The organism is Bradyrhizobium sp. Bra64, assembly GCF_024519875.1.
Taxonomy (GTDB): Bacteria; Pseudomonadota; Alphaproteobacteria; order Rhizobiales; family Xanthobacteraceae; genus Bradyrhizobium; species Bradyrhizobium japonicum_G.
Genome location: NZ_JALJRD010000003.1, coordinates 491411 through 510009 on the forward strand (window position 1 = coordinate 491411; position 18599 = coordinate 510009).

The window sequence follows — 18599 nt, forward strand, 5'->3', positions numbered from 1 at the left end:
TCAGGTTCAAGCGAAGCAGCGTCCGCCTCGCCCGAAAACTAGGGCTTCAGATTCGGCGGCAGCGGCGGGTCTTCGCGCATCAGTGTGATGGTCACCCGCCGGTTGGCCGCGAGCGAGGGATCGTCCGGGAACAGCGGCTGGGTGTCCGCCTTGCCGGCGACGGCGAAGATGTGCGAGGCCGGCAGGCCCTCGCGTTCGAGGATCTGGCGCACGGCATTGGCGCGGTCGGCCGACAGGTCGAAGGCACCGTAGTCGCCGCGGGTCGGCACGAACCCGGCTGCGGTATGGCCTGCGATGGAGACGCGAAGCGGCGTCGCCTTGAGCGGAACGGCGAGCTTCTCGATCAGGCGCCGCGTGCGGTCGTAGGGGACCTTGGAGCCGTCGGCGAACATCGAGCGGCCGTCCTGGTCGACGATCTCCAGGTTGAGGCCCTGCTTGGTTTCCTCGAACATGATGTGCTTGGACATCTCGGTCAGTTCCGGCATGTCCTGCAACGCCTGACGCAGCGAGGCCGCGGCGAGGGCGAAATTGCGGTCGACCTTGATCTTCGCGCCCGACGTGCGGTCGCGGTCCTCCTGGTCCGGTGTCGGCGTGTTGGAGGAGTCTTCAGGCTGGATATGGTCGACGTTCTTCAGCCGCGGACGTGTCGGCAGACCGTCGGACTCGACGATACCGGAATAGCGCGCTTCGCTCTGCACGCCGAAGGCGTCGCGCATCGAACCGGCGACGATCTTCAGCTTGTTGGCATCCTGCGTCGAGAACGCGACGAGCATCACGAAGAAGCTCATCATCAGGCCCATCAGGTCGGCGAAGGTCACGAACCAGCCGTGACCGCCACCGTGAGCATCGCCGCGCTTCTTCTTGGCCATCTCTCGATATCCCGGCGGGCGGCGTTACGCCGGCACCGGCTCGCCTTCGGCGTGACGATGCTTCTCCGGCAGATAGGCCAGCAGCATTTCGCGCACGAGCGTCGGGCTCTTGGAGTCGCGGATCATCAGGATGCCGTCGATGATCAGCGTGCGGTTGGTCTCTTCGTCGAGCAACTTGCCGTGCAGCTTGTCGGCGATCGGCAGACAGAACAGGTTCGCGACCAGGGCGCCGTAGAGGGTTGCGAGCAGCGCGGTAGCCATGAACGGGCCGAGCTTGGAGGGGTCGGTCATGTTGGCGAACATCTGCACCATGCCGATCAGGGTGCCGATCATGCCGAAGGCCGGGGCGCAGTCGCCGATGGCGCGGTAGATCTTGCTGCCCTCGTCGAGGTGCATCAGGAAGTTGTCGCGGTCGCGCTCGAGATTGTCGCGGATGAAGTCGAGGTCGTAACCGTCGGCGACGTAGCGGATGCCCTTGGCCAGGAAGGGCTCGTCGGTCTCGACCTTTTCGAGCCCGACCGGACCCTGCTTGCGGGCGATCTCGGCGATGCGGGCGAGTTCGTCGACGAGGTCATGGGCCGACAGGCGGCTCATGGTGAAGGCGAACTTGGCGCCGAGCGGAAGGCCGTGCAGGAGCGCCGAGAGCGGGAAGCGGATCATGGTCGCGGAGATCGAGCCGCCGAAGATGATGATCATGGCATGTTCGGAGATGAACATGTGGAGATCGCCGCCCATGAAGACCATCGCCGTGATGACGATGATGCCCGCAATGAGCCCGACGCTCGTCATGATATCCATGGGACACTCCAACGCGAACGAACAACGGCCATCCTGGCCGCTGGCGCAGTCCAACCCCGAACCGCATCGGAAACCCTAGAGCGCCGCCCTTAAAGCCGCGTAAAGGTTAAGTTGAGCCGACGCGCCTGACTGGCGCAGCGCGCTGAAGCGACTCCGGCTTTGCCGGCCTCCGACGGGCATCTCAACGTTTTGCTAACCATAAGGCGTCGCGCGCCCCGTCGGCTCGGCCCGGTGCGCTCGCTTGATCGCGTGGACAGTCTGGCTGCGGCCCTGGGCCACATCAGGGGGCGGAGGATCGGTTGGTAGTCTGGAGCGGGGCGGACGCTCGTGGCGGGAGCCATCGCAATGGTGACGCTGTTCAGTCTTCTTACCGCACTTCCCGCTGTGCTGGCGCTCCATATGCTCGAGCCCGAGCTCGTCCTGCCGGCGTTCAGCGTGCTGCTCTTTGTCGAGGCTGCCTTCGCCGTGATCGCAGCGCGCCTGATCCACGCCGCCGACAATGCGGAAGACATCACCCTGTGGGATTTGGCCGGCGGCTTCACCTTGATTGGCTGCGCTGCCGCGGTGCTGGGCGAGCCGGATCAGGCTGCCCTGTTCCTGGCTGAACAGGGCAGCCCGCGAGCGGCGTCGCCGCCGTAGATCGTGCCGGTCCGGTTAGTGGATTTCCGCCGAGCGCCTCAGCGCGGCCTTCAGCTTCTCCAGCGAGAAGTCGGGGCTGCGGGCGATCTCCAGGATCGGCGTCTCGCGGCGGCCGCAGAGCTCGGCGGCCTCGGGCAGCTTTGCGGCGATGTCGAGCGGGATCACGATGGCGCCGTGCTGGTCGGCGTGGATGAGGTCGTCGGACTTCACGGTCATGCCGGCGACGCGGACCTCGCCGCCAAAGCTCTCCGCATGCACCCAGGCATGCGACGGGCCGATCGAGCCGGCCAGCGCCTGAAAGCCCGGGGCCCATTGCGGGATGTCGCGGATCGAGCCGTCGGTGATGACGCCGAGACAGCCAAGCGCCTTGTGCACGTTGCTCTGCACCTCGCCCCAGAACGCGCCGTAGCCGACGTCGGGACCGTCGATGTCCTGGATCACCGAGATGCGCGGGCCAAAGCCGGTGCCGACATATTCGTAATATTCGATGCGGCGCTTCGACTGCTCTTCGGCCGGTAGCGAGAACTTCAGCACCGAGCGGATCGCCACCGTGCGGGCATAGCCGACGATCGGCGGCAGGTCGGGAAACGGACAGACCAATTGCTTGGTGGTGTAGCCAATCAAGCGGCGCTCGGGCGCCACGATCTCCATGGCATTGCAGATCGTCGGCGTGTCATAGCGGCCCAGCGCTTCAAGGACGGAAGCGGGCAGCGGCCCGGTCGCGTTATCGGTCACGGCGTTCTCTCCCAGATTGGCGGCCGCTGTTGGCGCGGTGCCGCCGACACTGGCGATATAGCCGAGATCGGGTCTCAACCCAACTCAGGAAGCCCTCATGGCTGATATCCGGGTTTTGCCGCTCAGTGCCTTGCTGCTCGGTGCCTTGCCGCTCAGTGTAGCCTTCCGGGCCGATCGTCGTCATGCGGCGGCTCGGACAGGTTTGCCAGCGTCGGTGCCGAGGGCGGCGACGGGACCTCGCCTCCCGAAGAAGCTGCTGCTTGCATCGCGCGCGCCTGGTCGCGATAGGATTTGTAGCCGAGCGGCAGGCAGACCAGATACAGCACCGTGCCGATCGACAGCACGTGCCAGGGATAGGCGATCAGCAGCGCGATGAAGACGATCACGGCGACGAACGCCGGCAGCACCAGCTCGGGCGCCACGCGCATCCGCTTGGTCTTGCCGGAGAACACCGGCAAGCGCGACACCATCAGGAAGGCAATCAGCAGCGTGTAGCCGGCCGTCAGCGCCGCGGGCCAGCGCCCCAGATCCAGGAACGCCGCATAGATCGGCAACATCACGGTGATCGCCCCGGCCGGCGCCGGCATGCCAGTGAAGAAATTGGCGGCGAAGGCCGGCTTGTTCGGATCGTCCAGCGTGGCATTGAAGCGCGCGAGGCGCAGGCCACCCGAAATCGCGAACACCATCGCGGCAATCCAGCCGGCATTGCCGAGCTCGTGCAGCTGCCAGAAATACAACATCAGGCCGGGCGCGACGCCGAAATTGACGAAGTCGGCGAGGCTGTCGAGCTCGGCGCCGAACTTGGACTGACCCTTGATCAGGCGCGCGATGCGGCCATCGATGCCGTCGAGCGCGGCCGCGAACACGATGGCGTAGACCGCGAGCGACATCCGCCCCTCGATCGAGAGCCGGATCGAGGTCAGGCCCGCGCAGATCGCCAGCAGCGTGATGACGTTGGGCACCAGCATGCGCACCGGGATCGGGCGGAACCGCCTGCGGCGCACGTCGGGATCTTTGAAGTCATAGGGCGTCATGGCTCGTCCTCACCTTGAGGCGAGATATAGCAAGCCATGTTCCTCTCCGCCATTGCGGCGGAAGGCCCCTTGAGGCCGACTTGATGGTTAATTGGCGCGGTAGGCGCGGCTCGGGTCGTCTCCGGCAAGATCGGCCAAGATCGTCTCGCCGGCGATCGCGGTCTGCCCTTCCGAGACCAGCGCCTTGGTGCCCAATGGCAGATAGACGTCGAGCCGCGAGCCGAAGCGGATCAGGCCGAAGCGCTCGCCGGCGCCGATCGCCTGCCCCTCCTTGACGAAGCAGACGATGCGCTTGGCGACGAGCCCCGCGATCTGGATCACGCCGATCCGCGCCGTCGGCGTCGTTATCACCAGCGAGTTGCGCTCATTGTCCTCGCTCGCCTTGTCCAGCTCGGCATTGATGAACAGGCCGGGCCGGTAGGCGATACGGTCCACCCTGCCCGCGATCGGGCTGCGGTTCACGTGGCAGTTGAACACGCTCATGAAGACCGAGATGCGCGGCAGCGGCCGGTCGCCGAGCCCGAGCTCGGCCGGCGGCAGCGCCATGGTGATCATCGAGACGCGGCCGTCGGCCGGCGACACCACGAGCCCTTCGCGCACCGGCGTCACCCTGACGGGATCACGGAAGAACAGCGCGCACCACACGGTCAGGATGGTGCCGATCCACCCCAAGGGCGACCACAGCCAGAACAGGATGAGGCTTGCCAGCGCAAAGCCGCCGATGAAGGGATAGCCCTCCTTGTGGATCGGCGGGATCTGGCGCTGGATCGAATCGAGAATGGACATCGCTATCTGCCGCTCAGGGTTGATGGCGCAGGTCGTCCCGCGCGGTGGAGTTGTTTAGGCCAGAGTTGGGACCGGAGACAAGGTCACTCGGCAGCCGCAGGTGCCGTCAGGACGTCGGCGACCGGCGGAGGCTCCCGGTTGGGCGCCTCGCGGCTGTCGGCCATCTGGGCCAATTTCTCACGCGCCGCCTCGGCTTCGCGCTGCCTGTTCCACATGCTGGCGTAGAGGCCGCCCTGCGCAAGCAGTTGTGCGTGGGTGCCGCGCTCGGCGATGCGGCCCTGGTCCAGCACGATGATCTCGTCGGCGCCGACGATGGTCGAGAGCCGGTGCGCGATCACGAGCGAGGTGCGGTTCTTGGCCACGCGCTCGAGCGCGCCCTGGATCTCGTGCTCGGTGTGGGTGTCGAGCGCGGAGGTCGCCTCGTCCAGCACGAGGATCGGCGGCGCCTTCAGCACGGTGCGCGCGATCGCGACGCGCTGCTTCTCGCCGCCGGACAGTTTCAGGCCGCGCTCGCCGACCTGGGTCTCGTAGCCCATCGGCGCCATGCGAATGAAATGGTCGATCTGCGCCAGGCCCGCCGCCTCCTCGACTTCGGTGTCGCTGGCGTCCCAGCGGCCGTAGCGGATGTTGTAGCGGATGGTGTCGTTGAACAGCACGGTGTCCTGCGGCACCATGCCGATGGAAGCGCGCAAGCTGGCCTGCGTAACCTCGCGAATATCCTGGCCGTCGATCAGGATCCTGCCGCCGGAGATGTCGTAGAGGCGGAACAGGAGCCGCGAGATGGTCGATTTGCCCGCGCCCGACGGCCCGACGATCGCGACCGTCTTGCCCGCCGGCACCTCGAAGCTGATGCCTTTCAGGATCGGCCGCGCCGGCTCATAGGCAAAGCGCACGTCCTCGAAACGCACGGTGCCGGCGGAGATGACCAGTGGCTGCGCATCGGGAACGTCCTTGATCTCGGCCTCGCGTCCCAGCACCCCAAACATCTTCTCGATGTCGATGATGGCCTGCTTGATCTCGCGATAGACCATGCCCATGAAATTCAGCGGCTGGTAGAGCTGGATCATCATGGCGTTGACCAGCACGAAATCACCGACCGTGTTGGTGCCGTTGCGTACGCCGATCGCGCACATCAGCATGGTCGCCGTCAGCCCCAGCGTGAAGATCACGGCCTGGCCGGTGTTGAGGACGGCGAGCGACGTATAGGCCTGAACGCTCGACTCCTCGTAGCGCGCGACCGAGCGGTCATAGCGCTGCGCCTCGCGCGCCTCGGCGCTGAAATATTTCACGGTCTCGTAGTTGAGCAGCGAGTCGATCGCCTTGGTGTTCGCCTCGGTGTCGGAATCGTTCATCTTGCGGCGGATGCCGATCCGCCACTCGGTCGCGATATAGGTGTAGTACATGTAGACCGTAACCGTGATCAGCGTCGCGACCACGTAGCGCCAGTCGAATTGCCAGAGCAGCACGGCCATCAGGAGCGAGACCTCGACGATGGTCGGGATCAGCTGGAGGATCACCATGCGCACGATGACTTCGATGCCCTCGCGGCCGCGCTCGAGCACGCGCGTCAGGCCGCCGGTCTTGCGCTCGAGGTGAAAGCGCAGCGAGAGCTCGTGCATGTGAATGAAGGTGATGGTGGCGAGCTTGCGCACCGCATGCATGGCGACGCGCGCGAAGATGCCGTCGCGCCATTGCGTCATCACCGCCATCAGGATGCGCATCACGCCGTAGCTGGCGGTCAGCAGCAATGGCGAGGCGATCACCCAGAGATGCCAATTGTCGGGCAGCACCGGCGCGGTGTTGGCGCCGGTCAGCGCGTCTGTCGCCCATTTGAAGCTGAACGGAACCGTCAGCGTGATCAGCTTGGCGGCGAGCAGCAGCACCATCGACCAGACCACCCTCATCTTCAGGTCGAAGCGGTCGCCCGGCCAGATATAGGGCCACAGATGCGCCAGCGTGCCCATCAGCGTAGCCCGCTCCAGCTGTCCCCCGGGAGGCGGATCAGGAACGTCGGCGCCGTCGAACGATTGAGGTTGGTCCATCAAGAAGCCTGAAAGCCCGCCGGATGCGGGCGCGGTACGATTTGCGATTTTCGCTCGTCATATAGAGCCTTCCCGATGCCAGCGCACCCCGCCAGATGGCGAATCTTCGATTGTTTGCCGCCATTTACCGGTAAATATCCGGGTCACCCGAATCACCGATTGGGCTTGACGCCTCTTCGCTGCAATGCATCATGGCACCAATGAGCACGATCAAAACCGTCTGTGTCTATTGCGGCTCCGGCCCCGGAACCAATCCCCGCTTCACCGAGGGCGCCAAGGCGTTCGGCAAGGCCCTCGCCGATAACAACATTCGCCTCGTCTATGGCGGAGGCTCGCTCGGCCTGATGGGCTCGGTCGCGACCTCCGTGCTGGATCACGGCGGCAGCGTCACCGGCATCATTCCCGAATTCCTGCGGAAGCGCGAGAACGCGCTGACCCGCGTGCAGGAGATGATCGTCACCCCCGACATGCACGAGCGCAAGCGGCTGATGTTCGAACGCTCCGACGCCTTCGTGGCGCTGCCGGGCGGCGTCGGCACGCTGGAGGAGCTGGTGGAGCAGCTGACCTGGAAACAGCTCGGCCGCCACGCCAAGCCGGTGCTGCTCGCCAATTTCGACAATTTCTGGGAGCCGCTGTTCTCGCTGCTGTCGCACATGCGCCAGACCGAGTTCATCCGCGCCGGCCTCTCGGTCGACATCCTCAAGGCCGATCGGGTCGAGGAGATCCTGCCGAAGCTGAAGGCCGCAGTGGCGCAGCTCGCCGAGGCGGAAAAAGAGCTCGCGCCGGAAGTTGCACGCAAGCTTTAGCCAGCGGGAAACGTCACCGCCTCGATCCGGTTGCCGTCGGGATCGGTGACGAACGCCGCGTAGTAGCGCACGCGGTCGTGCGGGCGGATACCCGGCGCGCCGTCCGATGCGCCGCCGGCGGCAAGGGCCGCGGCGTGAAATGCATCGACCTCGGCCGTCGTCTTTGCCCGCAGGCAGATGTGCACGCCGCTCTCGGGGGCGACATGCGGCATGCCCTCGCGCAGATTGATCCAGAATTCGGGATAGGCCTTGCCGAAGCCGACCGTCCGCGGCCGCGTGACGAGGCGCGACAGGCCGAGGGCGGCGAGCGTCGCCTCGTAGAATCTTGCCGAGCGATCGAGATCGCCGACGCCGACGGAGATGTGGTCGATCATTGGTCGCGCTCCCCTCTCTCCTCGGCATTGCGAGCCAAGCGAAGCAACCCAGACTGTGCCGGCGGAGACAATCTGGATTGCTTCGTCGCTTCGCTCCGCGCAATGACGGTGTTTGTGGCGCCGCCGTCGTTCTACGCCGGCGCGCCCGACTTCACGAGCTTGTAGATCACCGAATCCATCAGCGCCTGGAACGAGGCGTCGATGATGTTCGGGGACACGCCGACCGTGGTCCAGCGATCGCCGGTCTCGTCCTCGCTCTCGATCAGCACGCGCGTCACCGCGCCGGTGCCGCCATTGAGGATACGCACGCGGTAGTCGATCAGCGTCAGCCCCTCGATGTATTTCTGGTACTTGCCGAGGTCTTTTCGCAGGGCAACGTCGAGCGCGTTGACCGGGCCGTTGCCTTCGGCGGCCGAGATCAGGTGCTCGCCGGCGACGTCGACCTTGACCACGGCGAGCGCCACGGTGACGCGCTCGCCATGCGAATTGTAGCGCTGCTCGACATTGACGTCGAACTGCTCGACCTCGAAATAATGCGGCACCTTGCCGAGCGTGCGGCGCGCCAACAGATCGAACGAGGCGTTGGCCGATTCATAGGCGTAGCCTTGCGCCTCGCGCTCCTTCAACTCCTCGACCAGACGCGTCAGCTTCGGGTCGCTCTTCTCGTAGGGAATGCCGGCCCGGTCGAGCTCGGCGATGACGTTGGAGCGGCCGGCCTGGTCGGACACCAGCACCTTGCGGTGATTGCCGACCAGTTCCGGCAGGACGTGCTCATAGGTCTGCGGATCCTTCAGCACGGCGGAGGCATGAATGCCGGTCTTGGTGACGAACGCGCTCTCGCCGACATAGGCCGCATGCCGGTTCGGCACGCGGTTGAGCATGTCGTCGAGCGTGCGGGACACCTTGACCAGGGTCGCCAGCTTCTCTGCGGTGACGCCGATTTCGAAGGCGTCGGCGAATTCCTGCTTCAGCTTCAAGGTCGGGATCAGCGAGCAGAGATTGGCGTTGCCGCAGCGCTCGCCGAGGCCGTTCAGCGTGCCCTGGATCTGCCGCGCGCCGGCGCGCACCGCGGCCAGCGAATTCGCCACCGCCTGCTCGGTGTCGTTATGGGCGTGGATGCCGACATGATCGCCGGGGATGTGCTTCGTCACCTCGGTGACGATGGCCTCGACCTCGTTCGGCATGGTGCCGCCATTGGTGTCGCACAGCACCACCCAGCGCGCGCCGGCCTCATAAGCGGCCTTGGCGCAGGCCAGCGCGAAGCTCGCGTCCTCCTTGTAGCCATCGAAGAAATGCTCGCAGTCGAGCATGACCTCGCGGCCGGCGGCCTTCGCGGCGGCCACGCTGTCGCGGATCGAGGCGAGGTTCTCCTCCTTGGTCGTCTCCAGCGCCACGCGCACCTGATAGGCGGAGGATTTTGCCACGAAGCAGATCGCATCCGCCTTCGCGTCCAGCAGCCCAGCGACACCGGGATCGTTGGAGACCGACCGCCCTGCCCGGCGCGTCATGCCGAAGGCGGTGAAGCGCGCATGATCGAGTTTCGGCTTGGTCGCGAAAAACTCGGTATCGGTCGGATTGGCGCCAGGATAGCCGCCCTCGACATAGTCGATGCCGAGATCGTCGAGCATCGCCGCGATCACCTGCTTGTCCGTCAGCGTGAAATCGACGCCATTGGTCTGCGCGCCGTCGCGCAGCGTGGTGTCGAACAGATAGAGACGCTCCCTGCTCATTGCGGTGCTCCGAGCGTCTTCTGCATCGTGGTATTGGCGAGCCACTCGTCGTTGACGGTGACGGTGTTGCGCTGCTTGGCGATATAGCCGCGCTTGGCGAAGAAGCCTTGCGCGGTGTCGCTGGCATCGACCGCGAGGCTGGTCGCGCCACGGCCGCCGGCGAGCTTCTCCAAAGCATCGACCAGCATGGTCGCGATGCCCTGCCGGCCGACGGCCGGATGCACATAGAGCATGCGGATGTGATCGGCGCCGCGCAGCGAAGCGAAGCCGACGGGCGAGCCCTCGAGCGTCGCGACCAGCGTCAGGTCGGCCGCGAGCCGCTTGCCGAACTCCTCGTCATCGGCCGCGGCCATCCAGGCCTGCTGCTGCGCTTCGTTGTAATCGTCGCCGGTCAGCTCCTCGATGCTGGCGGCGAAGATCGCGGCGAGCACCGGCACGTCATCAGGCAGCAGGGGCCGCAGGCCGGGTTTTGGCAAAGTCTGTCCCATCGTCTTCACCACATCCCATAGAGTTTCAGCGCCAGCGCCACGGCAGCGCCGAGCAGCAGGATTTTCAGCGCGATGTAATAGAGCCAGTGCCGCGGGAACGGCGTGTCGGGGCGCGTCATCGTGCGACCTCCCACGTCGTCCCTTCCTTGGAGTCCTTGATCGCAACGCCCATCGCCGCCAACAGATCGCGGATGCGGTCGGATTCCGCAAAATCCTTGCGCGCACGCGCGGTCGTCCGCTCCGAGATCAGACGCTCGACTTCCCTGGCATCGACCCCGCTCGCCTGCCGCTTGCGCCCTTCCCACTGGGCTGCGCTCTCCGAGAGGAAACCGAGCAAGCGCAATGACCCCGCCAGGGCAGCCACGTCACTGCCACGCAGGCCATGCAGCGCCGCGATTGCGAGCGGCGTGTTGAGGTCGTCGAGCAGCGGCTCGACCACCGACGAAGCCGGCTGGCCGGGCGCGACGTCGGCCGCGACGCGATACCAATCGTCGAGCGTCTTGGCGCTCTCCTCCAGCGACTTCGTGGTCCAGTCGATCGGCGAACGATAATGCGTCTTGAGCATGTTCAGACGCAGCACCTCGCCCGGCCAGTCCGCGAGCAGCTCGTGGATGGTGACGAAGTTGCCGAGGCTCTTCGACATCTTCTCGCTCTCGACCTGCAGGAAGCCGTTGTGCATCCAGGTGTTCGCCATGCGCGGCTGGTGGAAGGCGCAGCAGGTCTGCGCCACCTCGTTCTCGTGATGCGGAAACACGAGATCGATGCCGCCGCCATGGATGTCGAAATGCTCGCCGAGGTGCTTCCAGGCCATGGCCGAGCACTCGACGTGCCAGCCTGGACGCCCCTGCACGGCGATGCCCGCCGGCGACGGCCATGACGGCTCGCCCGGCTTGGACGGTTTCCACAGCACGAAGTCGGTGTTGTCTTTCTTGTAGGGCGCGACATCGACGCGCGCGCCGGCGATCATCTCGTCGAGCGAGCGATTGGACAGCGCGCCATAGCGCGGCAAGCCGGAATTGGCGGCGTTCATCGCCTGCGGCGAGAACAGCACATGGTCCTCGGCGACATAGGCGAAGCCGCCGGCAACCAGCCTCTCGATGATCTCGCGCATCTCGCCGATATGCTCGGTCGCACGCGGCTCGACGCTCGGGCGGAGCGCGCCGAGCGCATCGACGTCGGCGTGAAACTGCCTGCCGGTCTGCTCGGTGACCTTGCGGATCGCCTCGTTCAGCGGGAGCCCTGGAAAATCGCGCGCGGCGCGGTCGTTGATCTTGTCGTCGACGTCGGTGATGTTGCGGACATATTTGACGTGCGCCTCGCCATAGAGATGGCGCAGCAGCCGAAACAGCACGTCGAACACGATCACCGGCCGCGCATTGCCGATATGGGCGAAGTCGTAGACGGTCGGTCCGCAGACATACATGCGGACACTGTTCGCATCGAGCGGCTGGAACGGCCGCTTCTCCTTCGTCAGCGTATCGTAGAGGCGCAAGTCCATATGGATACCCGTCGGCTGTTGGCCGGGCGTCCAGTGCTCTCAATGTTTTTGAGAAAAGACGGCTCCAGCCAGCGAATCGCTAGCTCGTAATCTCGCGGCAAATGGCGCAAATGACGAGGAGACCGTTCATGACGGAACATATGGGCTATGAGGCCGCCCCGCGTCAAGAGAGCCGCGGAAACGCCGCTTTATCTCCGCAATCCGCGGCCGCCTGCCTTTATGGTTCATCATCCTTAACTATTTGAGCCCATTCTGGAACTGGCAGTTCCTTTTTTGCCCCGGTGTTTTCATGCGATCATTGCTTGCGCTGATTTCCTGCGCCTCCATCCTTGCGGCGTCCAGCGCATGCGCCGAGACCCGCGTCTTCATCATCGCCAACCAGGCCGACGGCTACGGCGTCGACCAGTGCCTGGCCAAGGGCGAGAAATGCGGCGCGCAGGTCGCACGCACCTATTGCCAGTCACGCGATTTTGCCCAGGCATCAAGCTATCGCCGGGTCGATCCCGACGAAATTACCGGCTCCGTCCCCAAATCCGGCGCAAACTGCTCCCATGGCCATTGCGACGAATATGTCGCAATCACCTGCCAGCGCTGAATTCGCTCGGAACTGGCGTAACTTAGGCCCCGATCCTTGGTCCCCGAAACGACGTGACGATGCCGCAGGAAGCGGCTATTGGAGGGCGCGCTTCGGCCTTCCAGATCACGCTGGGCCGTGACCTCGCTAGAATGGCGGATATGCCTGAATTTTTGTCCCTCTCCCGTGCCCGCTTCCTCCTTGCCTGCGCCGTGCTCCTTGGCACCGTCGTGCTCGCCACCAGCGCTTTCGCACAGGCCGGCCCGCCCGGACCGCCGCCTCAGCCCGGCCAGAACGGGCTTGGAACTAATCCGATGTGCGTGCGACTGGAAGGACAGCTCGCCGCGCTCGATCGTGGCGGCGGCGGTGACCCCGCGCGCGAGGACCAGATCCGCCGCTATCAGGAGTCCCAGACCCGTCAGCAGGCCGAGCTCGACCGCGTCACCATGCAGGCCAAGCGCATGGGCTGCGATTCCTCCGGATTCTTCTCGCTGTTCAACGGCCAGTCGGCACAGTGCGGTCCGGTCAACACCCAGATCCAGCAGATGCGCGCCAATCTGGACCAGATTACCGGCAATCTCGAGCGCCTGCGCGGCGGCGGCCCCGGCGGCTTCAGCCCGGAGCGCGACAACCAGCGCCGTTCGGTGCTTGCAGCGCTGGCGCAGAACAATTGCGGCCCGCAATATGCCAACGCCGCGCAGTCGCAAGGCGGCGGCAATTTCCTGAGCAATCTGTTCGGCGGCAACAACGCCAACAATCCGCAAGCCGTGCCGCCCTCCGATCTCGGGCCGCAATCCGGCACCTACCGCACCGTGTGCGTGCGCACCTGTGACGGCGCTTACTTCCCCATCTCGTTTGCCACCGTGCCGGCGCGCTTCCCTGACGACGAGAGGACCTGCAAGGCGCTGTGCCCGGCCGCTGAAGCCGTGCTCTACACCCATCGCAATCCCGGCGAGGACATGAACTCCGCGGTCTCCATCAGCGGCCAGCCCTACACGGCGCTGCCGACCGCCTTCAAATTCCGCAGCGAGTTCAACCCGTCCTGCTCCTGCAAGGCCGCGGGCCAGACCTGGGCCGATGCGCTGAAATCGGCCGACGACAAGGCCGCGGCCGAGCAGCAAGGTGACATCATCGTCACCGAGGAGAGCGCCAAGAAGATGCAGCAGCAGCGGCTCAACAAGGGCACGCCTGCGAATGCCAAGAAGGGCGCTGCTCCGGCACCCACGACAGCCGCCGCGCCCGCGGCGACGCCGCCTGCGGATACCGGCACGCCTGCGACCTCGTCCGAGAACAAGCCGATCCGCTCGGTCGGACCGAGCTTCCTGCCGCAGCAGCAGAAGTAGTGCCGTTCCCTTCTCCCCTTGTGGGAGAAGGTGGCGCGAAGCGCCGGATGAGGGGTTCTATCCGCGCTCACATATGCATATGCGTACGTGGGGATAGACCCCTCACCCGAGTGAGTCCGTTTCGACGGCAGTGCCGCCCTCTCCCACAAGGGGCGAGGGCACAATAACGCCCATCTCGCTCGCGGGTATGGGCGAGGTAAACCCAAGCGCCAAACCCGTCACCCCTCGAACGCGTCGATCGACGCTTTGCTCCCACGCGAGACCAGCGTCTCGTCCGCGGCGGGCAGCGGCTCTCCCTTGTCGCGAAAACGGTTGGTGATGGGGTAGCGGCGGTCGCGGCCGAAATTCCTGGCCGTCACCTTCACCCCCGGCGCGGCCTGACGGCGCTTGTATTCGGCGACGTTGAGCAGATGATCGATGCGCACCACGGTCTCGCGATCGAAGCCGGCGGCGATGATCTTGTCGAGCGGCTCCTCGCGCTCGATCAGGCGCTCCAGGATGGCATCGAGCACGTCGTAAGGCGGCAGCGAGTCCTGATCGGTCTGGTTCTCGCGCAATTCCGCGGTCGGCGGGCGCGTGATGATATCGGGGGGAATGACCTCGCCTGCAGGGCCCAGCGCGCCATCGGGTTTCCAGCTGTTGCGCAATGCCGCCAGCCGAAACACCTGCGTCTTGTAGATGTCCTTGATCGGGTTGAAGCCGCCGTTCATGTCACCATAGAGCGTGGCGTAGCCGACCGACATTTCCGACTTGTTGCCTGTCGTCATCACCATCAGGCCGGTCTTGTTGGAGATCGCCATCAGCAGCGTGCCGCGGGTGCGGGCCTGGAGATTTTCCTCGGTGATATCAGGCGGCAGATTCTTGAAGATGTCCGAGAGAATAGTCTCGAAGCCGCTCACGGCTTCCGCGATCGGCAGCACCTCGTAGCGGATGCCGAGATGGCCGGCGAGCTCGCCGGCGTCCGCGATCGAGTGTGCTGCCGTATACCGGTAAGGCAGCATCACGCCGTGCACCTGGTCGGCGCCGAGTGCATCGACCGCGATCGCAGCGCACAGGGCGGAGTCGATGCCGCCGGAAATGCCGAGCAGCACGCCGGGAAAGCCGTTCTTGGCGACGTAATCGCGCAGGCCCAGCACGCAGGCGGCGTAGTCGGCATGGTCGCCCTCGGGCTGCGCGGCGATCGGTCCCGTGCAGCGCCAGTCGTCGCCGTTGCGCGTGAAGCGCAGCGTCGTGATGCTCTCCGCGAACGCCGGCAGCTGCGCGGCGAGCGAGAGGTCGCCGTTGAGCGCAAAGGAAGCGCCGTCGAACACCAGTTCGTCCTGGCCGCAGACCTGGTTGAGATAGACCAGCGGCAGCCCGCTTTCGGTGACGCGCGCGACGGCGACCGACAGGCGCACGTCGCTCTTGTCCCGGGCGTAAGGCGAGCCGTTCGGCACCAGGAGGATCTCGGCGCCGGTCTCGGCCAGCGTCTCGACCACGTTCTCGTAATCCTCGGACTCCTCCAGCCAGATGTCCTCGCAGATCGGAACGCCGATGCGCACGCCGCGCACGGTCACGGGGCCTGCGGCAGGCCCGCGCGAAAACAGCCGCTTCTCGTCGAACACGCCGTAATTCGGCAGATTGCATTTGAAGCGCAAGCCGGCGATACGGCCGCCATCGAGCAACGCGCAGGCATTGTAGAGCCTGCCCTCCTCGACCCAGGGCGTGCCGACCAGCATGGCCGGGCCGCCATCGGCGGTCTCGCGGGCGAGCCCCTCGATCGCGGCGCGGCAGGCAGCCTGGAAGGCCGGCTTCTGCACCAGGTCTTCCGGCGGATAGCCGGCAATGAACAATTCCGGTAACAGCACGAGATCGGCGCCGTCCGCGATCGCCTGCAGACGCGCAGCACGGACTTTCGCGGCGTTGCCCTCGATGTCGCCCATGGTCGGATTGAGCTGGGCGAGCGTGACCGCGAATGCGTTGAGACGTTCGGTCATGGCCGCCGCGCTCCGATTATTGGGTTAGAGGAATCCCAATCGCTCGATGATGGCAATGATCCAGAACGCGCCGGCCATCAGCAGCGCAACGCCGACCGCGGCCGAGCCCATGTCCTTGACCCGCCCGATCTGCTTGTCGTGGTCCATGGTCAGACGGTCGGCAAGCTTTTCGATCGCGGTGTTGAGCAACTCGACCGTCAGCACGAAGGCAACCGAACAGACCAGCTCGACCGCCCGCAGCGCCGTCGCGGCGACGAACCATGCCAGCGGCACCGACAGGATGAGCGCAAATATCTCCTCGCGAACGGCCTGCTCCGAACGGAACGCAAAGGCCAGACCGTTACGGGAATTGATCGTGGCCTTCCAGATCCGCAGCAAGGTGTTAGAGCCCCGCTGCGGCCGGCATCGGCTTGACCTTGCCGGCGCGCTCCTGCTTGAGAAGCTCCGCGACCAGGAACGCCATGTCGATGGATTGCTCGGCATTGAGGCGCGGATCGCAGACCGTGTGGTAGCGATCGTTGAGATCCTCGTCCGTGATCGCGCGGGCGCCGCCGAGGCACTCGGTGACGTCCTGGCCCGTCATCTCCAGATGCACGCCGCCGGCATGGGTGCCCTCCGCGGCGTGGATCGCGAAGAACGACTTCACCTCGGACAGGATGCGGTCGAACGGACGCGTCTTGTAACCCGACGTCGAGGTGATGGTGTTGCCGTGCATGGGATCGCAGGACCAGACCACCACTTTGCCCTCGCGCTTCACGGCGCGGATCATGTTCGGCAGATGCTCGCCGACCTTGTCGGAGCCGAAGCGGCCGATCAGCGTCAGCCGGCCCGGCTCGTTGTCGGGATTGAGCACGTCGATCAGCTTCAGCAGCTCGTCGGGCTTGAGCGACGGGCCGCATTTGAGCCCGATCGGGTTCTTGATGCCGCGGAAATATTCGATATGGCCGTGATCGAGCTGGCGGGTGCGGTCGCCGATCCAGATCATGTGGCCGGAGGTCGCGTACCAGTCGCCGGTGGTGGAATCGACGCGGGTCATGGCCTGCTCGTAGCCGAGCAGCAGGGCCTCGTGGCTGGTGTAGAAATCGGTGGCGCGCAGCTCGGGATGGGCCTCGAGATCGAGGCCGCAGGCGCGCATGAAATTCAGCGCGTCGGAAATGCGGTCAGCCAGCTCCTTGTAGCGGCGGGACTGCGGCGAGTCCTTGAGGAAGCCGAGCATCCACTGATGCACGCTGCCGAGATTGGCGTAGCCGCCGGTGGCGAAGGCACGAAGCAGGTTCAGCGTCGCCGCCGACTGGCGATAGGCCATCAGCTGGCGCTGCGGATCCGGCACGCGCGCTTCCCTGGTGAAGGCGATGTCGTTGACGATGTCGCCGCGATAGCTCGGCAGCTCGACGCCGTTGATCTTCTCGGTCGGCGAGGACCGCGGCTTGGCGAACTGGCCGGCGACGCGGCCGACCTTCACCACCGGCACCGCGCCGGCGTAAGTGAGCACCACCGCCATCTGCAGCAGCACGCGGAAGAAGTCGCGAATGTTGTTGGCGCCGTGCTCGGCAAAGCTCTCGGCGCAATCGCCGCCCTGCAGCAGGAAGGCCTCGCCGGCCGCGACCCGCGCCAGTGCCTTTTTCAGGTTGCGCGCCTCGCCCGCGAACACCAGCGGCGGAAAGGTCGCAAGCTGCGCCTCGACGTCGGCCAGGGCCTTGGCGTCGGGATAATCGGGCACCTGGAGCACCGGCTTGCTGCGCCAGGACTCGGGCGTCCACCGCTCGGACATCGCAATCTCTCCGTGAAGCAAAAAGCACAACCTGATCTGTGGGTTGCGAGGGCCGCCTTATACACAGGCTGGGTCCCCGCCGCCAGTTGTAAATCCATTCGGCACTGCAAACCCTTGCGGGAAAAGCCAAATTCGCATTTGTTGGGAAACGGCGAGGAAACTGGCAGGATACCGGCTGCCCATGGACGCGGCACTGGACGACGTTTTCATCGACGAGATCAGCTTCCCGGCGAGCGACGGGTATGCGCTGGCCGGCACCTTGTTCCTGCCGCGCGGGACCAAGCGCCATGCCGTCCTGATCAACTCCGCGACCGCCGTCCCGCGAAAAATCTATCGCGGCTTTGCCTCCTATCTCGCCCACCGCGGCTGCGCGGTCCTGACCTACGACTATCGCGGCATTGGCGACTCCCGGCTGCCGGCGATGGTCGGCTACAACCAGCCGAAATCGCTGGTCGGCTTCAAGGCCTCGATGTCGGACTGGGCCGCGCTCGACGTCGCCGCCGCGGTGCACTGGATGCGCGAGCGCTACAACACCCTGCCGCTCGCCTATGTCGGCCACTCCTTCGGCGGCCAGGCGCTGGGGCTGATCGCAAACAACAGCGAGATTTCGCGCGCCGCCTTCGTGGCCTCGCAAGCGGCAACCTGGCGGCTGATGACATCTCCGGAGAAATATCGCGTCTACGCCTTCATGAATCTCGTCGGCGTGCCGCTCGTCCACGCGCTCGGCTACGCGCCGGGCTGGGCCGGCATCGGCGAGGACCTACCCAAGGGCGTGTTCCTGCAATGGGCCGAGTGGGTCTCGAGCCCGCGCTACCTGTTCGATTCAAAGCTGCCGGCGCTGGAGAATTTCGCAAAATTCAAGGGCGAGCTGCGCGCGCTGTGCTTCTCCGACGATGCCTGGGCGACGCGGCCGGCGGTCGAGCTGCTCACGTCCGGCTTCACCGCGATCAAGCCGGAGGTGCTGACGGTGAAGCCGTCCGACGTCGGCGCCAAGGGAATAGGCCATTTCGGCTTCTTCCGCCCCGAGCATCGCGACACGCTATGGCGCGGCGTGGCGGAATGGATCCAGGGGGAGTGAGAATAGAGCGCGAAAGGCGTGGACCGGCACATGCTGCTTCTCGGGGTGAAGCAGACCG

The 18599-nt window shown here is 65.5% G+C and carries 18 protein-coding genes; 5 read left to right on the plus strand and 13 right to left on the minus strand.

All coding sequences use genetic code 11. The features are described from left to right. Positions 1-38 precede the first annotated feature (38 nt). Positions 39-869, minus strand: a complete 831-nt coding sequence (locus NR187_RS14675; protein WP_211383329.1) for a flagellar motor protein MotB — start codon at positions 867-869, stop codon at positions 39-41. 24 nt (positions 870-893) lie between these two features. Continuing rightward, positions 894-1667, minus strand: coding sequence for a motility protein A (locus NR187_RS14680; RefSeq protein ID WP_071915126.1), 774 nt, complete (start codon positions 1665-1667; stop codon positions 894-896). A 345-nt stretch (positions 1668-2012) separates the two neighbouring features. Here NR187_RS14680 and NR187_RS14685 point away from each other — a divergent pair, with 345 nt between their 5' ends. Next, on the plus strand, positions 2013-2306 hold the full coding sequence (locus NR187_RS14685) for a hypothetical protein (RefSeq protein ID WP_211383328.1): 294 nt from the start codon (positions 2013-2015) through the stop codon (positions 2304-2306). A 15-nt stretch (positions 2307-2321) separates the two neighbouring features. Here NR187_RS14685 and NR187_RS14690 read toward each other — a convergent pair whose 3' ends face one another. The 4 genes from NR187_RS14690 to NR187_RS14705 form a co-directional block, all read right to left on the minus strand. After that, the gene (locus NR187_RS14690) at positions 2322-3041 is read right to left on the minus strand and encodes an RraA family protein (protein ID WP_211383556.1); all 720 of its coding nucleotides are present in this window, start codon (positions 3039-3041) and stop codon (positions 2322-2324) included. A 152-nt stretch (positions 3042-3193) separates the two neighbouring features. After that, positions 3194-4075, minus strand: coding sequence for a phosphatidylcholine/phosphatidylserine synthase (locus tag NR187_RS14695; RefSeq protein ID WP_211383327.1), 882 nt, complete (start codon positions 4073-4075; stop codon positions 3194-3196). An 87-nt stretch (positions 4076-4162) separates the two neighbouring features. Next, positions 4163-4867 carry a phosphatidylserine decarboxylase gene (locus NR187_RS14700; RefSeq protein ID WP_256806929.1) on the minus strand — a complete coding sequence of 235 codons (705 nt, stop codon included), beginning with the start codon at positions 4865-4867 and terminating at the stop codon, positions 4163-4165. A gap of 77 nt (positions 4868-4944) precedes the next feature. After that, complete coding sequence (locus tag NR187_RS14705; RefSeq protein ID WP_211383325.1) at positions 4945-6903, minus strand: ABC transporter ATP-binding protein/permease; 1959 nt, start codon at positions 6901-6903, stop codon at positions 4945-4947. Between the two features lie 200 nt (positions 6904-7103). Here NR187_RS14705 and NR187_RS14710 point away from each other — a divergent pair, with 200 nt between their 5' ends. Next, positions 7104-7709 (plus strand): TIGR00730 family Rossman fold protein, encoded by a 606-nt coding sequence (locus tag NR187_RS14710; RefSeq protein ID WP_211383324.1) that lies wholly within the window; start codon positions 7104-7106, stop codon positions 7707-7709. On the opposite strand, the gene NR187_RS14715 is transcribed toward NR187_RS14710, so the two are convergent. The 4 genes from NR187_RS14715 to cysS all read right to left on the minus strand — a co-directional run bounded on the left by NR187_RS14715 (position 7706) and on the right by cysS (position 11799). After that, complete coding sequence (locus NR187_RS14715) at positions 7706-8083, minus strand: VOC family protein (protein ID WP_211383323.1); 378 nt, start codon at positions 8081-8083, stop codon at positions 7706-7708. The two genes, NR187_RS14710 and NR187_RS14715, sit on opposite strands and share 4 nt — an antisense overlap. Positions 8084-8214: 131 nt before the next feature. Then, on the minus strand, positions 8215-9813 hold the full coding sequence (cimA, locus tag NR187_RS14720) for a citramalate synthase (protein ID WP_211383322.1): 1599 nt from the start codon (positions 9811-9813) through the stop codon (positions 8215-8217). Next, positions 9810-10301, minus strand: coding sequence for a GNAT family N-acetyltransferase (locus NR187_RS14725; RefSeq protein WP_211383321.1), 492 nt, complete (start codon positions 10299-10301; stop codon positions 9810-9812). Before NR187_RS14725 ends, cimA begins: the two co-directional genes overlap by 4 nt. A 115-nt stretch (positions 10302-10416) precedes the next feature. Further along, positions 10417-11799, minus strand: a complete 1383-nt coding sequence (gene cysS / locus NR187_RS14730) for a cysteine--tRNA ligase (protein ID WP_211383320.1) — start codon at positions 11797-11799, stop codon at positions 10417-10419. A gap of 289 nt (positions 11800-12088) precedes the next feature. On the opposite strand from cysS, the gene NR187_RS14735 reads away from it, so the two are divergent. Together NR187_RS14735 and NR187_RS14740 are read left to right on the plus strand one after the other, a co-directional pair. Further along, positions 12089-12394, plus strand: a complete 306-nt coding sequence (locus tag NR187_RS14735) for a hypothetical protein (protein ID WP_211383319.1) — start codon at positions 12089-12091, stop codon at positions 12392-12394. 131 nt (positions 12395-12525) lie between these two features. Further along, the gene (locus NR187_RS14740; protein WP_211383318.1) at positions 12526-13716 is read left to right on the plus strand and encodes a DUF2865 domain-containing protein; all 1191 of its coding nucleotides are present in this window, start codon (positions 12526-12528) and stop codon (positions 13714-13716) included. 218 nt (positions 13717-13934) lie between these two features. Here NR187_RS14740 and NR187_RS14745 read toward each other — a convergent pair whose 3' ends face one another. The 3 genes from NR187_RS14745 to NR187_RS14755 are packed head-to-tail and all read right to left on the minus strand — an operon-like array spanning position 13935 to position 17463. Next, positions 13935-15692, minus strand: coding sequence for an NAD+ synthase (locus tag NR187_RS14745; protein ID WP_211383317.1), 1758 nt, complete (start codon positions 15690-15692; stop codon positions 13935-13937). A gap of 24 nt (positions 15693-15716) precedes the next feature. After that, positions 15717-16070, minus strand: a complete 354-nt coding sequence (locus NR187_RS14750) for a diacylglycerol kinase (RefSeq protein WP_063983991.1) — start codon at positions 16068-16070, stop codon at positions 15717-15719. 4 nt (positions 16071-16074) lie between these two features. Beyond that, the gene (locus tag NR187_RS14755; RefSeq protein ID WP_211383316.1) at positions 16075-17463 is read right to left on the minus strand and encodes a class II 3-deoxy-7-phosphoheptulonate synthase; all 1389 of its coding nucleotides are present in this window, start codon (positions 17461-17463) and stop codon (positions 16075-16077) included. A gap of 181 nt (positions 17464-17644) precedes the next feature. On the opposite strand from NR187_RS14755, the gene NR187_RS14760 reads away from it, so the two are divergent. Further along, the gene (locus NR187_RS14760; protein WP_211383315.1) at positions 17645-18541 is read left to right on the plus strand and encodes an alpha/beta fold hydrolase; all 897 of its coding nucleotides are present in this window, start codon (positions 17645-17647) and stop codon (positions 18539-18541) included. Positions 18542-18599 lie beyond the last annotated feature (58 nt).

Excerpts from the sequence above, each read along its gene's own strand:
- cysS (WP_211383320.1), bottom strand. The coding sequence starts at position 11,799 with ATGGACTTGCGCCTCTACGATACGCTGACGAAGGAGAAGCGGCCGTTC.
- NR187_RS14740 (WP_211383318.1), top strand. The coding sequence starts at position 12,526 with ATGGCGGATATGCCTGAATTTTTGTCCCTCTCCCGTGCCCGCTTCCTC.
- NR187_RS14705 (WP_211383325.1), bottom strand. The coding sequence starts at position 6,903 with ATGGACCAACCTCAATCGTTCGACGGCGCCGACGTTCCTGATCCGCCT.
- NR187_RS14675 (WP_211383329.1), bottom strand. The coding sequence starts at position 869 with ATGGCCAAGAAGAAGCGCGGCGATGCTCACGGTGGCGGTCACGGCTGG.
- NR187_RS14715 (WP_211383323.1), bottom strand. The coding sequence starts at position 8,083 with ATGATCGACCACATCTCCGTCGGCGTCGGCGATCTCGATCGCTCGGCA.
- NR187_RS14680 (WP_071915126.1), bottom strand. The coding sequence starts at position 1,667 with ATGGATATCATGACGAGCGTCGGGCTCATTGCGGGCATCATCGTCATC.
- NR187_RS14725 (WP_211383321.1), bottom strand. The coding sequence starts at position 10,301 with ATGGGACAGACTTTGCCAAAACCCGGCCTGCGGCCCCTGCTGCCTGAT.
- NR187_RS14760 (WP_211383315.1), top strand. The coding sequence starts at position 17,645 with ATGGACGCGGCACTGGACGACGTTTTCATCGACGAGATCAGCTTCCCG.
- cimA (WP_211383322.1), bottom strand. The coding sequence starts at position 9,813 with ATGAGCAGGGAGCGTCTCTATCTGTTCGACACCACGCTGCGCGACGGC.
- NR187_RS14685 (WP_211383328.1), top strand. The coding sequence starts at position 2,013 with ATGGTGACGCTGTTCAGTCTTCTTACCGCACTTCCCGCTGTGCTGGCG.
- NR187_RS14735 (WP_211383319.1), top strand. The coding sequence starts at position 12,089 with ATGCGATCATTGCTTGCGCTGATTTCCTGCGCCTCCATCCTTGCGGCG.
- NR187_RS14745 (WP_211383317.1), bottom strand. The coding sequence starts at position 15,692 with ATGACCGAACGTCTCAACGCATTCGCGGTCACGCTCGCCCAGCTCAAT.
- NR187_RS14695 (WP_211383327.1), bottom strand. The coding sequence starts at position 4,075 with ATGACGCCCTATGACTTCAAAGATCCCGACGTGCGCCGCAGGCGGTTC.
- NR187_RS14755 (WP_211383316.1), bottom strand. The coding sequence starts at position 17,463 with ATGTCCGAGCGGTGGACGCCCGAGTCCTGGCGCAGCAAGCCGGTGCTC.
- NR187_RS14710 (WP_211383324.1), top strand. The coding sequence starts at position 7,104 with ATGAGCACGATCAAAACCGTCTGTGTCTATTGCGGCTCCGGCCCCGGA.